General features: G+C 58.6%; 11 protein-coding genes. 2 read left to right on the forward strand and 9 right to left on the reverse strand.

All coding sequences use genetic code 11. The features are described from left to right. Positions 1–71: 71 nt before the first annotated feature. From ABID58_RS33505 to ABID58_RS33545, 9 genes are all read right to left on the reverse strand, one after another. A complete protein-coding gene (locus tag ABID58_RS33505; RefSeq protein WP_354037206.1) occupies positions 72–2075 on the reverse strand; it encodes a carbamoyltransferase family protein in 2004 nt (667 codons plus the stop codon). Between the two features lie 197 nt (positions 2076–2272). Beyond that, complete coding sequence (locus ABID58_RS33510; protein WP_148774890.1) at positions 2273–3061, reverse strand: ABC transporter permease; 789 nt, start codon at positions 3059–3061, stop codon at positions 2273–2275. 3 nt (positions 3062–3064) lie between these two features. Further along, positions 3065–3979, reverse strand: coding sequence for a nodulation factor ABC transporter ATP-binding protein NodI (nodI, locus tag ABID58_RS33515; protein ID WP_148774889.1), 915 nt, complete (start codon positions 3977–3979; stop codon positions 3065–3067). Positions 3980–3982: 3 nt separating this feature from the next. Further along, a complete protein-coding gene (gene nodU, locus ABID58_RS33520; protein WP_354037190.1) occupies positions 3983–5695 on the reverse strand; it encodes a nodulation protein NodU in 1713 nt (570 codons plus the stop codon). Positions 5696–5706: 11 nt separating this feature from the next. Further along, positions 5707–6336 (reverse strand): nodulation methyltransferase NodS, encoded by a 630-nt coding sequence (gene nodS / locus ABID58_RS33525; RefSeq protein WP_354037192.1) that lies wholly within the window; start codon positions 6334–6336, stop codon positions 5707–5709. A gap of 24 nt (positions 6337–6360) precedes the next feature. After that, entirely contained in the window at positions 6361–7716 is a 1356-nt protein-coding gene (nodC, locus tag ABID58_RS33530) for a chitooligosaccharide synthase NodC (RefSeq protein ID WP_354037193.1), read from the reverse strand. Then, a complete protein-coding gene (gene nodB, locus ABID58_RS33535) occupies positions 7713–8390 on the reverse strand; it encodes a chitooligosaccharide deacetylase NodB (RefSeq protein WP_148774885.1) in 678 nt (225 codons plus the stop codon). Before nodB ends, nodC begins: the two co-directional genes overlap by 4 nt. Next, positions 8387–9019, reverse strand: coding sequence for a NodA family N-acyltransferase (locus ABID58_RS33540; RefSeq protein WP_354037194.1), 633 nt, complete (start codon positions 9017–9019; stop codon positions 8387–8389). The genes nodB and ABID58_RS33540 overlap by 4 nt, the downstream gene beginning before the upstream one ends. Continuing rightward, complete coding sequence (locus ABID58_RS33545; RefSeq protein ID WP_354037196.1) at positions 9016–9540, reverse strand: response regulator transcription factor; 525 nt, start codon at positions 9538–9540, stop codon at positions 9016–9018. Before ABID58_RS33545 ends, ABID58_RS33540 begins: the two co-directional genes overlap by 4 nt. Positions 9541–9879: 339 nt before the next feature. Between ABID58_RS33545 and ABID58_RS33550 the strand changes: the two genes are divergently transcribed. Both ABID58_RS33550 and ABID58_RS33555 read left to right on the forward strand, forming a co-directional pair. After that, entirely contained in the window at positions 9880–10824 is a 945-nt protein-coding gene (locus ABID58_RS33550) for a LysR family transcriptional regulator (protein WP_354037197.1), read from the forward strand. 2307 nt (positions 10825–13131) lie between these two features. Next, positions 13132–13851 carry a MerR family transcriptional regulator gene (locus ABID58_RS33555; protein WP_354037198.1) on the forward strand — a complete coding sequence of 240 codons (720 nt, stop codon included), beginning with the start codon at positions 13132–13134 and terminating at the stop codon, positions 13849–13851. The last annotated feature ends 331 nt before the right edge of the window (positions 13852–14182 follow it).

Below are 14182 nucleotides of genomic sequence, written 5' to 3' on the forward strand. Positions count from 1 at the left end.
CCTCCACGGCACCGCGATCGGCAGGTCATGCAAAAGGCTTCCACGGAGCCCTCTTCCGCATTGCTCACCTTTTACGACCGGGCAGGATGTAGCCGAATACGGCGCTGATCCCAGAGCCCGCGCAGTTCGTTCACGAGTCCTTCGCGCCTAGTCCTGTCAGAGGTGACCCTTGCGAGAAGGTCGGCAAGAACAGCTTCCTTCTCTATTTGCATCAGCATGTCGAATAGGTCATGCGAGAGGCGCACGCTGTCATGGCTGGAGTGGCCCATGCGGATCTCGCAGACAGTCTCCTGACGTTCTCGGTCCGCATGAGCGCGAACCCGGTAAAGCGATACATGGGGCGGCAGTGATACAGCGAGTTCAGTCCAGCTTTCGAGCGTTGTTGCCCGCTTCTTGACGAGGAAGGACCCGACCACAAGACCATCCAGCTCGGTGGACAAAAACGCCGTAATCGCATCGGCAACGGAATCTACGATCGGTTCGGCATTGTTGTTGAATGACGTATTAAGTAGAATCGGGACGCCTGTCCGGCTCTTGAACGCGTTGATGAGTTCCCAATAGGCGGCATTGTTCGTGCGGGAAACCGTTTGCAGCCGAGCCGTACCATCGATATGGGTGATCGCCCCCAGCAAAGCACGCTTGGATTCGCGCACGCGAACGACGAAATTCATGAAGGGATATTCTGCGCGACCATCCGGCAACTCAAAGAACGCGCTCGCATCCTCCTCCAGAACCGATGGTGCAAATGGTCGATAACTCTCGCGCTTCTTGACCATCGCGTTAATCCGCTCCTTGTTTGCGGCGGGCCTCGGGTCCGCAAGAATACTGCGGTTGCCGAGCGCACGAGGGCCGAACTCGGACCGGCCCTGTACCCACCCGATCACGGCGCCATCAACGATCCACTCAGCTGCTCTCGTGGCGACGTCAGCGGTCCGTTCAATCTCCAGGTGTCCGGCCCAGCGCTTAAGTTCCTGTTCGATGCTGTCGTCGCTGCCGACATCTGGCCCCCAATAAACCGCCTGGAGTCGCTCACGCGGCGCAGGCTGCCCGGCCTCGTTCGACACCATCAGCGCCGCGCCCAATGCGCATCCGGCATCATGCGCAGCCGGCTGCACGAAAATATCTTCGAAGAGGCCTGCATACAGGAGTTTTCCGTTCAAAGTGCAGTTGTGGGCCACCCCGCCAGCCAGGCACAACCGTTTCATTCCGGTCGATTCACGGTAATGCCGAAGCATGTGAAATACGATCCGTTCCAGCGCCTCCTGCAACGATGCGCTCACATCGCGATGCTGTTGCGTGAACGGCATTCCCTTTCGCCGGACCTCGATATTGCGCAGCAATGCCGGGCCGATACGGTCGAGGTGAACGCGGTAGCCACCGTTTGCGGAGAGCTCATAGAATTGGGCAAAAAGCTCGCGATAGCGTGCGGGATCCCCGTAGGGAGCCAGTCCCATAACCTTATACTCGTCGAACAGGCCGTAGCCGAGGTATCGGATCGTCTCCAGATAGAACAGTCCGAGAGAGTTATTCTCTGGAAACGTCATAAGCTCGGTCATTTCGGTGCCCGACCCGACCGCCAAGAGACCCGAGAGGAAGTCGCCACAACCGTCGATCGCGAGAACCAGGCTTTCTTCAAAACCCGACATCGCCAGAGCGCTCACGGCATGGGCCTGATGGTGGCCTACGAATGACACCCGCGAGGGATCAATTTCGGTGCCGAACTCCGCCGCCAGAAGGTGCCGTAATAGCAAATTGGCATTTAGCGGAATTGAGATCTCAGGCTGTGAGATGAACAGCCGTTCGAGCATCGCGTTGCAATAGGCTTCGGTGGCGTAAAACGCAATGCGATCGACGTCGCGCAGCTCCACACCCGCGGTAGCAAGACAGTATTCGATCGCACCGCTCGGGAGCTTATTCGAGTGCTTGATCCGGTTGAGGCGCTCCTCTTCGACGGCAGCGATCACGCGCCCGTCCTTGACAAGTACTGCGGCGCCGTCGTGCAGAAACGTGTTCGGTAGTTCAAGCGGGTTTTCATAGACCCTGTCGAGCCCGCCACTCAGTCCTAGACACAGCATGTTGTTCTCCATTCATCCTGAGAGGCCTGTTGGCCTATTTCCTATCGCGTGCTTGGCGAGTAAGCCGCACGTCGCCGCGGGGCGACCAGGCCTCGCTGGCGTACCGAGGCTCACATAAGCGTCGCACGCGAATCGGAAGTCCGTTACCCCGATATCTGATCTCGCGCATGCGATGCTTCCCTTAGGTCTTGTTCCACTCACCGCATCAGGCGTTGCCGAAGCAGCGCGGCCGCGATGAGGAAGGGAAGCGCTGCGTAGATGAAGAGTGCGCCCACATGTAAGCCGACGCTCTCGATCGGCCGACCGAGCATTGCCGGACGAATAAGATCGACCGAATGAGTCAGCGGCAACAAGGCCGCTATGCGTTGAAACGAACCTGGCAACTGGCTCATTGGGAAGATCGTCCCGCTCAAATACATCATGGGCGTGAGAATGAGTGACTGGTAGAAGATGAAATAGTCGTGGCTCGGTGCAAGGGCTGAAACGACCATTGCGAGGCTCGCGAACGTAACGCCGGTGAGGGCGATGGCGGGTAGCGCGTAGGGAATGGATGACCACTCCGCATAACCCAGCCCGGCGGCAACAATCGTGATCGCCGTCCCGGCAAGCAAGGCCTTGCTCGCTGCCCATGCCACTTCACCGAGAACAATGTCGCCGAGCGTAAGGGGCGTACAGAGTACTGCGTCCCACGTGCAGTTTGTCTGCATGCGCGCGTAAGCCGCGTAGATCGTTTCGAAGGTTGCGGAGACCATCGCGCTTGCGGCGACCATGCCAGCCGCCAGAAACGAGATGTATGAGGTCCCCTCAACGCCACCTATGATCATTCCAAGGCCAAAACCGAGACCGAACAGAGAGCTCATCGGCTCGGCCAGATTTCCAAGAATCGACGCCAGAGCGACTTTCCGCCAGACCAGAAAATTGCGGCGCCATACCGATATCCAGTTCCATGGATTGGCAGGGAGGGCCGGCGCAAAACGTTGCCACATCGTTCAGTCCTTCATCTCTCGCCCGGTTAGCCGTAAGAAGACATCCTCCAGATTTGGAGGACGCTGCAGAAGGCGGAGATCCGTTCGGTCGGCAAGCCGGACGCGCACCTGTTCTGGATCCGTGACATAACAGAACAGCGTCTCCCCGCTCACCTCAGCGCGCTGCACTTGGGGTCTGACCAGCGGCAGCAGTTCATGCGGATTACCACCGTAAATCTCGATGACTTGGCAGCCGATCTGCTGCTCGATCAGCGCGTGAGGCCGGCCTTCGGCGATCTTACGGCCGTGCTCAAGCACGCACAGGCGATCGCACAACCGTTCCGCCTCTTCCATGAAATGGGTGGTGAGAAGAATCGTTTTGCCGCGCGCTAATAGCGCGCGCAAGCGTTCCCAGATCAGGTGACGGCCGTGCGGATCAAGGCCGGTCGTCGGTTCATCAAGCACCAAGAGCTGCGGGTCATTAATGAGGGCACGAGCCAGCGTCAGGCGCCGCTTCATGCCACCGGACAGTTGGCCCACCCGGGCATCCGCCTTGTTCTCCAGGCGGGCGAATTCGAGCAATGACGGCGTGACCGCTTTGACCTCGGCCGCACTCATCGCGAAATAGCGACCGAAAACGAGCAAATTCTCGCGCACCGTGAGCTGAAGATCAAGGTTGTCAAATTGTGGGACAACCCCGATGCCCCGGCGCGCCAAGCGCGCATGTGTCGGCACCGGCTCGCCAAGCACGCATATCTTACCTGCGTCGGGCGACGCAACACCCAGGATCAAACGCGCAAGCGTGCTTTTACCCGCGCCGTTTGGTCCCAGCAGACCGAAACACTCTCCCGGCGAGACCGTAAACGAAAGAGCGTCCACGACGACCCTGTCGTTGTAGGACTTGCTCACCTCGAAAAGGTCGACTGCCGCGGTTGACATTCGCTACGCCATCGCGACGGACGTTGTTCGCGCCGCTTCCTGGGTCGCGCGCCTTTTTGTCCAAAGCAGGCCGTCACACCATACGTGATCGACGCGTCCCCACTCGCACGCGGCGGCAGCATCCGGGAAGAAGCCGCGTCCATGCAGATTGGCGCTGGTATTGCAAAGCAGCGGAATGGCTGTGAGCTTCTCGTACTCGATGAGAAGCTCGGTCACTTTATGTGGAGAGGTTCTGGAAACCGTCTGTAGGCGGGCAGATCCATCGAGATGCACGACGGCCGGAATTTTGTCCCGCCATTCCGGTCGCGTCTGGTGATCGAACAGCATGTACGGATCGGGTACTCCGGGGCTAAAAATCTCCGCCGCGCGATCCTCCAGGCATATCGGCGCAACCGGCCTGAAATGCTCGCGAAGTTTGATGTCGTTGAGATGATCTTTCATTCCTTCCCAGGTCGCAGCTGCGAGTATGCTTCTGCCGCCCAAAGCTCGTGGTCCGAGCTCGGCGCGCCCAGTAAGGAAGACGACGGGCTTGTCGCCCGCAAGAATTGCCGCAAGTTCGCCCATTGTGCAGGGCGCGCTCTCCCATTCGGGCGGGACTTCGCTGGGACGAACGGCCGGTCCACTGTAGACCGACCATTCCAGAGCTTTAAAGCCTTGCTGTGCCGCCAGTGCAGAGCAAGCAGCACCGATGGCTGAGCCGCTGTCGTTCGGAAAGGGCGGCACCCACACGACATCGAACAGGCCGGTCCCACGAAATGCACTATTCCACTTAATATTCAAGCCACAGCCGCCGGCTATGCAGAGGTTACGCGCCCCCGCAAGATCCGAATGTCGCTGCACAACATCGGAAATTGTGCGAACCAGCAGACGCTCTAGAAAGACGTGAAATGACGCAAGGACGTCTTCGGCTTGCTTGGCCGTCAATCGCAGTGCGCACGCATCGAAGAAGTCGTGCAGAGCTTCAAGTGGCGATCTTGAGCTGTTGGTTTCTGCAAGCTCACGGCAAGCGCCGTCAGCTTGCGTGGCAAAGTGCGCCTCATAGAGTTCCTGAAACGTCTCGATGATATCTCCGTCGGGCGATCCCAGCGCGATATAGGCCATCAGCTTGCCGGCTATACCGAGATCCCAGCTGGTCCGGTCCGCCCGCCTGTAAGGTCCAAAGTGATGTCCTGCCGTCGCATAGGCGTGACCTATCATCGGAAACAGGCATTCGATGAAACGGATGCCGTGAGGCTCGACATAGTAGAGGCGTGGAAACATGCAGCCGTCCCACACCAAGCAGAAAGCAGATTGTGCAGATTTGGCAAACGAGCTGGCGCAGTATGCGGATGCTACGTGCCCAGTGACATGGGGATAGCTTTGATAAGGATACAGCTTCCCGTCAAGCAAGAGGCCGATGCGATCGCGGGACGTCAGGGGGCTATCGCCTTGCGGTTCGACATACGGCGCGCCCTTGAGCTTGATGGTCGTCGGCCCACTAAGGACTTCAAACTGCGATTCGAACTCTCCATCCCAGCCATCAATGACGAACTGATCAACATCGCTCGGATCCAGCCCGTGCTTCGCCAAGGCGCTGACAACGGCATCCAGGTTGTCAATGGTTTGATAGCGCGGATTGTTGTTCAGCTTCTCCTGTTCGACACAAAACACCAGCCGGCCGTCCTCGATCAGAGCGACTGCCCCGTCATGCGTCAACTTGATACCGCAGATACGCATAGTGGCTCCTTTCAAGCTCGACCGTTGGGACGGACCGAAGAGTGCTCCGGATTGCGAAAGCGGACCAACAAGCAGTCTTCATCGGCTGACTGCCCCTGGCACTGCGCGCGTTCGACCTCAACGAGCGCTTCAGTCAACATCGCGATGACCGTCTCGGCGCCAGCGACATGCCCCCATCGCCTGCAGGTGGCATCACGTGCGGATCCGAAGATCAGGTGCCCACCTGGAGCAAGCATCTTCACCATCTTGTCGATTGCGGTACGCATCCGTGTCACGTCTTCGAGATAGTAAAGAACTTCGGCGACCACGATCAGATCGAACAACTCAGCGGTCGAGAACTGCAGAATATCGGTCGCCGCCCAGCTGATATGCGACCACCTCTTGGTCCGCTGGACCGCTCGACCGATCGCTCGCGGCATAACATCGATGACCGTGAGCCGTTTGCAGTGAGGAGCAAGCTTCTCTGTGAATGCACCGGCCGCGCACCCGATCTCGAGGCCGTTTGAGACGGCGCCGTTCGACAGCGATAACCGGAGCAGTTGGGTGTGACGCTTACGTTCGAACGGATTGTCGTCAAGCCGCCACGGGTCGTCGTTAGCCAGCTCCCGTTCTAACAATTGATATGTGTTGTCTACACTCACGAGTTAACTCCCCTAAAACACTGCTTAGTCAGCCTCGGCCGCAACGTCATCCGACGCGATCAGCCGCGAGGAGGCGTGCAAACGACCTGCCCTGCGAATTGAGCCAGGCGTTCCCGATCCTGAGTTAAGGCTTGGCCCAGTTGTCGCGTCTTCTATCGTGGCCTTGGGGTTACCATCGTCTGATTTCGCTACTTTGCGCGAGAGCCAGTCGCTGTTGCTCAAGGTACAGAGCGCGTAGGCCTTCATTGGGAGCAGGAGGAAGATGTTGATCGGGGTGTGCAGTGCGAATCCGAGGAATCGAAGCTCGCCGGCGCGAAGGGCCGCCACGCTGCATCGAACCATGGTCATCGCGACGATAGTCAGACCGGTCCACCAGGGCACGCTGTCCGTGAGCGCGAGCTGAGCGATCGCGGCAATCGACGAGATGGCGAGCAGCAGCGGCCCGAGGTTCTGTCCGAGCACATCGAGCGTGAGGTACCGATCGAGGCCGGGGAGCAGGTGCAAACCGAGCAGCGTGTCGCGGTAAGTGCTCCGCGCCCAGCGGAGCTGTTGCCGCAGATACGGCAAGAGCTTGTCCGGGACCACCGTGGCGGCGATGGCGTCCGGAACGTACTCGGTTCGAAATCCTGCCTTGAGCATGAGGATCGTCAGATGGCGGTCCTCACCGAAGTCGCTCGGCTTTCCCCGGAAAAACTGCGTCTCGTACTGGTCGAGCAGCAACATGAGCGCGGAACGGCGGTACATGGCACACGGCCCACAGCAGCACATGACCGCACCAAAGCGCGTCTGAGCCGCGCGCTCCTCGTTGCAAGCCAACCAGTACTCCATGTCGATCAATCCGGTCAGCCAGCTGTCGTTGCGGTTGCTGGCCGTCAATTGGCCCATGGCGGCGCCGACGGCTGGATCCTGCATCTTGCGTACGAGCTTGCTGACAACATCGCTGGCGATTTCCGTGTCGGAATCGACGTTGAGCACGAGATCGCCAAATGACCGGCGTATCGCGGCAATCTGCGCCTTGCGCTTTCCAACGTTGCTTTGCAGCAGAATGACGCGGACCCTTGGGTCATGTGCGTAGCTTGCGTGCACGGGTGCCACTGCACCGACATTTGCGGAGCCGTCATCGACCACATAGACCTGCAATCGCCCTGGGTAGTCCTGGCCTGCAATAGACTTCAGGCAGGCCGCCAGCGTGCGCGGGTCCTCGTTGAAGCAGGGCACGATGACATCCACGCTGGGCAGAGCACCGGTGTTGACCGGGTCGTACGGCGGCAGTGAGGCGTCGGTTCGCAGCGCATAAATCGCCTGCGCGCTCTTATGGACGCTGGAGAGCAACGCGTAGGAGGCAACAGCAACGGTGCTGATGGTGGCAAGCAAGGTCATGGGCATTGATCGATTCGGTTAGGTTGAGGAAGCGACCGGATTGCAAATCCACGGTCATGCAGTGCTGGAATGAGCTGGGCGAGCGCCATTACGGTCTGGTCGCGCCGACCAGCATGAGGGCGGCGTCCCAACTCGTCGGGAGGGCATCCGTCGTGCAGGAGCACGATTGCCCCCGGCTGGAGCGAGGCCAGCACTGCGGCAACAATTGCCTCGACGCCGGGACGAGACCAGTCTTGCGGATCGACTGACCAGTGCAGGGCCGCCAGATTGGCCTTCGCCGACGCGGCGAGGGCCTCCTTGGACCATATTCCGTAGGGCGCACGCATGTGCCGCACAGAGGCTTGGGGGCAGGCCATTCCAATGACCTTGTTCGTCGTGAGGATCTCGTATTCCACCTCATCCGGCATGCATTTGGACAATTCCGGGTGCGTCATTGTGTGGTTTGCGATTTCGTGCCCTTCGGCAATGATGCGCTGGATCAGCTCTGGCTGGCCCGCTGCATATGCACCGATCACGCAGAAGGTGGCGGGGGCCCGATGCTGGGCCAGCACGTCCAGAATAGCCGGCGTGCAATGCGGGTTTGGACCATCATCAAAGGTCAGATAGACGCAGTGCTCTCCGCCGGCCTCGGCGTAGTCGCTCCGCGCTTCAGTTACGTCGTTTGTTGACGTCACAGCTCTGGCCCGTTCCGTTCAATCATCTCACCGGCCGGCCATTCGCTCATTGGCCTGGCAATCGGCAGAACGAGGCCGACCACGTCCTCCACGCGCGTCGGAGGCACAGTGAGATAGATGTCCGGACGAGCAGACCGAACGCGGAGCCCTGGTAGAACAGTCGCCAAGCCCTGTCGCCCGAGCAGTCTGGTAATATGTTTCTGCAGGGCAGATCGGACCGTGCCAAAGCCGAATGGCACGCCAAGATCTCGCAATACGGGATACATCACGCGGATGGAGTGGCTTATTCCGAGCCCCTCGAGATCCGGGCGTACCCCGTACAATCCGAGCTCAGCCACGAGCAGATCGACCTCACCAACTTTTATGAAGCGGCGCAATGCGCCGATGTGAATCGCGACGCCACGATCATCGTAGCCAATTGCCCGAATCTCAGGCCTTGCGCCGGCCCAGCTTCGATGACCTTCAAAGGGCCTTGCATTGAATTCCCCGGTCGGACCATAGGTCTTGCGGAAGAAGTCGGACAATTCAATATGGTCAGAATTTTGAAGCTCATTCTCCCAGCACAGCCTCCAACGAACTGGAGGGCGCGCCGAAACACCTCGTGTGGACCCGGGCGCGATCATATTCATGGAGCGTAATTCCTATTCGTTATCTGGCTCTTGATGCAGGCCAGCAGTTCACCACGTTCGAAAGGCTTGCTCAGGAACTGGAGCCCATCTTGCAGGACTCGGCTCACGTGGTCTCCGGGGAGGTCTGTGAGCAGAACGGTGGGAATCGCGCATCCGGATGCGACGAGATGACGGAAAAGTTCAAGACCACTCATCACGCTCGACTGCATGTCCGCGATCAAGCACGACGTGATCAAACGGCGGCCCGATTTCAAGAACCCGTCTGCGCTCTCAAAGGCTTCGGGCACGTAGCCTGCGGAAAACACCACATCCGTGAGAGCTTCACGCACTGACCGATCTGCATTCACAATGCAGACGACGTCGAGCGTGTGCGCAACTCGCATCAGATTCGCAAAGGACGCCTTCGCTTGCATCTTCCGCACGATTTCACCCCAGCAAGGACGCAATCCAATCGTCTGCGACCACAACACATTCGGCACCCGCAACCGGAAGGGTCCGACTGGGTGGAAATCTACGGCCAAGTTGAGCGTTCGCTCAATTCTACGGCGGTAGACGGCCGATATAGAATGGGTTGGCAAAGCCAAACGATGGTTTGCTCGTCGTATACGCCAACGCAAGTTTGCGGATGCGCACCGTCCGAACTCGGCGAGATATGGCTTGCGCAACATGCGCGAACCTGCGACCGCACGGTCCAGACGTCTTGATCGATCCCTTGCGCTGGGCTGAGACGCGCAACGATTTGTAACCATTCTGATCGATCTGACTTCTCGCTATACGATCGTTTGCTATCCTCATTCGGTACAAATGGTAAAATCGATTGTATCGATAGAACACATTCACACCGTGGATCACTCAGGATCATGCGTTTCAAGGGCCTCGATCTGAATCTCCTCGTCGCGTTCGACGCCCTGGTGACGCAAGGCACCCTCACCTCGGCGGCAAGAAGCATCAACCTCAGTCAACCCGCCATGAGTGCCGCTGTCGCGCGGCTTCGCACTTACTTTCGCGATGAGCTATTCACGATGAAGGGCCGGAAGCTTGTCCCGACGCCGCGGGCTGAAGCGCTCGCAGCCCCGATTCGCGAGGCTCTCGCTCACATCCAGCTCTCCATCATTTCTCCGGACGACTTCAATCCGTCTCAATCCAATCGGCGATTCAAAATCATCCTGTCCGACTTCATGACTGTCGTATTTTTTCGAAAAATCGTGGACCGCGTTGTGCGGGAGGCTCCTAGAATCTGCTTCGAATTGCTGCCACCTTCAGAGGAACCCGATGAGCTTCTCCGGCGCGGTGAAGTTGATTTTCTGATGTATCCGGAGATGTTCATGTCGAGTGCGCATCCAAAGGCCGCACTGTTCGAGGACACTTTCGTTTGCGTGGGCTGCCCCTTGAACAAGCAGCTAGCGTCGCGACTCACGTTCGAGAACTACATGTCAATTGGGCACGTGGAAGCTCAATTTGGACGTTTCTTGAGGCCCTCTTTCCGCGAATGGCTCTTGCTCGAGCATGGTTTCAAAATACGCACCGAGGTCGCTGTGCAGGGTTTTGGTATGATTCCGCCTATGCTATTGGGCACCAACCGTATAGCGAGCATGCCCTCAAGACTCGTCAGCCATTTCGCCAATACGATGCCCCTGCGGGTTGTCGAACCTCCGTTGCGACTTCTCACATTCACCGAAGCCGTCCAATGGCCCGCCATTCATAATACTGACCCCGCAAGCATTTGGATGCGAAACATATTCTTCCAAGAGGCATCCACGATGGTCTCTCCGCCCGAGACCAGCCAGTGTCACAGCCCGTTGTAGGATTGTTCGGGCCGCTTGCGACCTGCTCTCGGTTAACCACATCTACGCCGGGCTCGACGCGCTTCGGTCCTCTGGCTGACGTTGGGCAAGGTCGAAATTGGCGCGCTTGAGCGCGGTTTGATCGGGTCGTTGGCGCCATTTATCTCGCGCCATGACGATCTTGCGCCTCATACAGCTCGCTCGGCGGCGCTCCGCAATGATTTTCCGCTGATCCGGACCGGCTGCATCGCATCGTTCCACGTGAGCTGAGTTCAGAGCTCGCGAAAATGACCCGACCCGGTGAACGATATCTGGCCTCAGCACTATAATCCCTTAAATCGCACACCGCGTCAGGTTCTAGACCAACACCTGCGATCGAGGCTGCAACGTGGATGCTGATAGCGCACCCGCACCGCTCTTCGCCTGACAGTGGGCATTCTCCTTACCGGCAACTGTCCCGGCGACCGAAGTAATGCCGAAGGTCGCCAGGTGGCGGGCGGCCTACACGGACGATGCCCACTCGTTCGCGTCGAGCCAGCTTGGTCTGCCGAACGCAGGGAGACCGGAACCTGCAAGTGAGAGGCGTTGCGCAAGGCTGGAGATTGGGACACGTCATCCCAACGGCGCTTATCTTACTCTTTTTGTACTCGTTCCCGCATGATCGAGCGCAACCGCAAAGTCGCTCGCCGCAGGATCAACCTGGATCTACCGGCCATGAGCTCGCGGCATTGTCCCGCTCCGCGTGTTTCGGTGATAAGTGGTTTATTGTGAGAGGACGGCAACTGTACCGATGTCCGCGCACGGGATGGCTCGCCGCTCTCTTTCGCCAAGCCCTGCTCCACCTCCAGCTTTGACCATCTCTGGCGACATGTTCAATCCAGCCAAATCGGATCGTGGGTGCTGGGTCATCCTTTCGGATCTCGCGACAGTCGTGTTCTTTTCGAAAGTGTCGTGGCGCGTTTCGCACGCGATGCCGCCGCCGCCAGCCTCCAGTTAGGGCCCCCTCACCGCTGCGCCCGAAGAACAACTTCGGTGCGGTAACATGACTCGTCTATCTTACCCAAATCCTCTATGTGCAGCGCGTGCACACCAAAGCGATACTGTTCGAGAATGCAATCGGGTGACTGAGCTTCCGGACGAGCAAGCCATTACCTCGACAACCGAACTGCGCTCCGCAACACTGATCCGGCATGCGTCTGGATATGCGAGTTATCGCTGTAGGAACCATGGCACGTGTCGTTTCCCCGGGGTGTGACCGCGCGGCGCCGGGGACGCTCGTTGGCCCGTTTTGAGCGCCTCCACGGTCCAACGGATACCGGAGCGATCCTTCGAGGCTCGGTCCTCAACCGCGAGCAAAGTGTGGCCAGCCGCGCGAGATGCGCTTGCGTTGAGATACATGCCGGGAATGGTTTTGAGGCCCGCCTTGCCGCATTTCTCGCCGACGCTCTGCGGCCGCGGACTTGCACCGTTTAAGAGCAACCATCCTCTTGTGGCCTCCCAAAACCCGATGTGGCCATGCGCGAGCAACGCCTTCGCGCCCACAAAGCCATCTCAACAGGACTAGCAGACTGTCACAAAAGCTGCTAGGCGCCGAGCCAGCGGCCGCGCCACGATGTTCATAGACCAATCAACGCCCGGCTCGACGATAGACATCACAGCAAGGATTGCGACCGAAAGAAGGGCCCATCGGATCAGATCAGTACTGTGCCTGGGTCCGCCGTTTCGTGAAGCCGTGTCTCAAGATCACGGGGCTGCCAGCTCCTGCTTTCGCTTCTCATGCCAATCGGGCAGCAGATGGCCAACGCTGCGGCAGCATCCAGGAGAACTTGCACCGTTTCAGTTAGCGCGGTCTTGGAGATCAAGCAAACGCCGTGTTGCACAACGGCATCACGCGAGCCATCTCGTCGCATTCTTTCGCGCACGTCGCCGCTTCGTCTCCTTTTTGCCCCATCACAGCCAAACGGCTTCGCCACGTGCGGCGCGAGTGCGACAATGAAAGGAGCCTGCTCTTGGACAAGTCGAGTGGAGTCTACGATCCGGAGGATCTCGCGAAATTAGGAAATCTTTTCGATCATGCAATCGCATCCTTACCGACCTGCATGCGAACCAGCGAGAATCGCGTGGCGATCGCCAGACTTGTTATGCAACGCGCAGCGAGGGATGAATTGGCACCGCTAGCGAACTTGATGCTTGCACTCGTTTCGGCCGCTTGATCAACAGCATGCTCTCAGTCCTTCTGCGGTTCGCAGCGAGAGACGCATCATCTAGACCATTGAAATAGCTTGATTCTCACGTGGCGTCAGGTTGTAGGCTTGCAAATTGAGGACCATGACAAACGCCACACCACGACGGCGCCGATGGCGCATTGGAGAACTTGCAGAGGCGACCGGCGTAACGGTACGCACTCTGCATCACTACGAACACACCGGGTTGTTGACGGTCTCGGAACGCACCGATGGCGGTCACCGCATGTACGATCGTGAAAGCATACAACGCGTCTCTCAGATTCGCGCGCTACGTGAGCTCGGCTTCTCACTTCCTGAGATCCGCAAAGCAATCGAGGGGCGGACGTCTCTCACGGACCTATTGCGCAACCATCTGGAACGAATTGAACTTCAAGTCGCGCGGACGACATTATTAAGGGACCGATTGCGCAATATGACGACGCAAGGTGAGACACAAGTCAGTGTCGACGAACTGCCGGCCACGTTAGATGCAATGTCACGGATTGAGAAGCGTACCCCGTCGGCCATCTGCACATGCGCCTCTAACGCTAGCCGCGAAGATCGTTGGCGGAAGATTCGCGACGAGCTACGAAGCGGCATGGATCAGGGCGAGCCTCCGTGCAGTGAGCGGGCAATTGCGGTCGCGCGTCAGGCCCGTTCGCTCCTGACCGAGATCGCAGGAGTTGATTCGACTGTCTCAATGATACTCAAGGTGCTGACGCGATTGACGGAACCACACAACCTCGCCGGCTGGGATGCCAGCCTCATGCGATACCTCGATCTCGCCCTCGCCGCGCTAGAAAATCAGCTGGGACAGAATTGACGCACCCTGCTGCGCACGATCTCGGTTGTCGGAATGTCTCTAAACCCAATGAGTTGATGGCGACCCTTCAATTCTTTGTCGGCACTCATTGGGTCTTCCGCTCTGTATATTTTGGAAATCAACCTCGACAAAGCATCGAAGTACTTGATTCGCACGTAGCGTCAAATTGTACCATCTAACGCACCGTCGCAGCGACGGGGCGGACAGAGCGTCGGCTAGACCGAGAGAGACTCCAATGATCGGCCATCACTTCTGGAACTTGCCGGTGAGAGCCCTCGACGAGAACAAGCCGGTGGTTGATCGTCCGGGCCTTCCAAGCGCCTCGTCGGCA

This window comes from Bradyrhizobium sp. S3.2.6 (genome assembly GCF_040546885.1).
GTDB classification, from domain to species: domain Bacteria; phylum Pseudomonadota; class Alphaproteobacteria; order Rhizobiales; family Xanthobacteraceae; genus Bradyrhizobium; species Bradyrhizobium cytisi.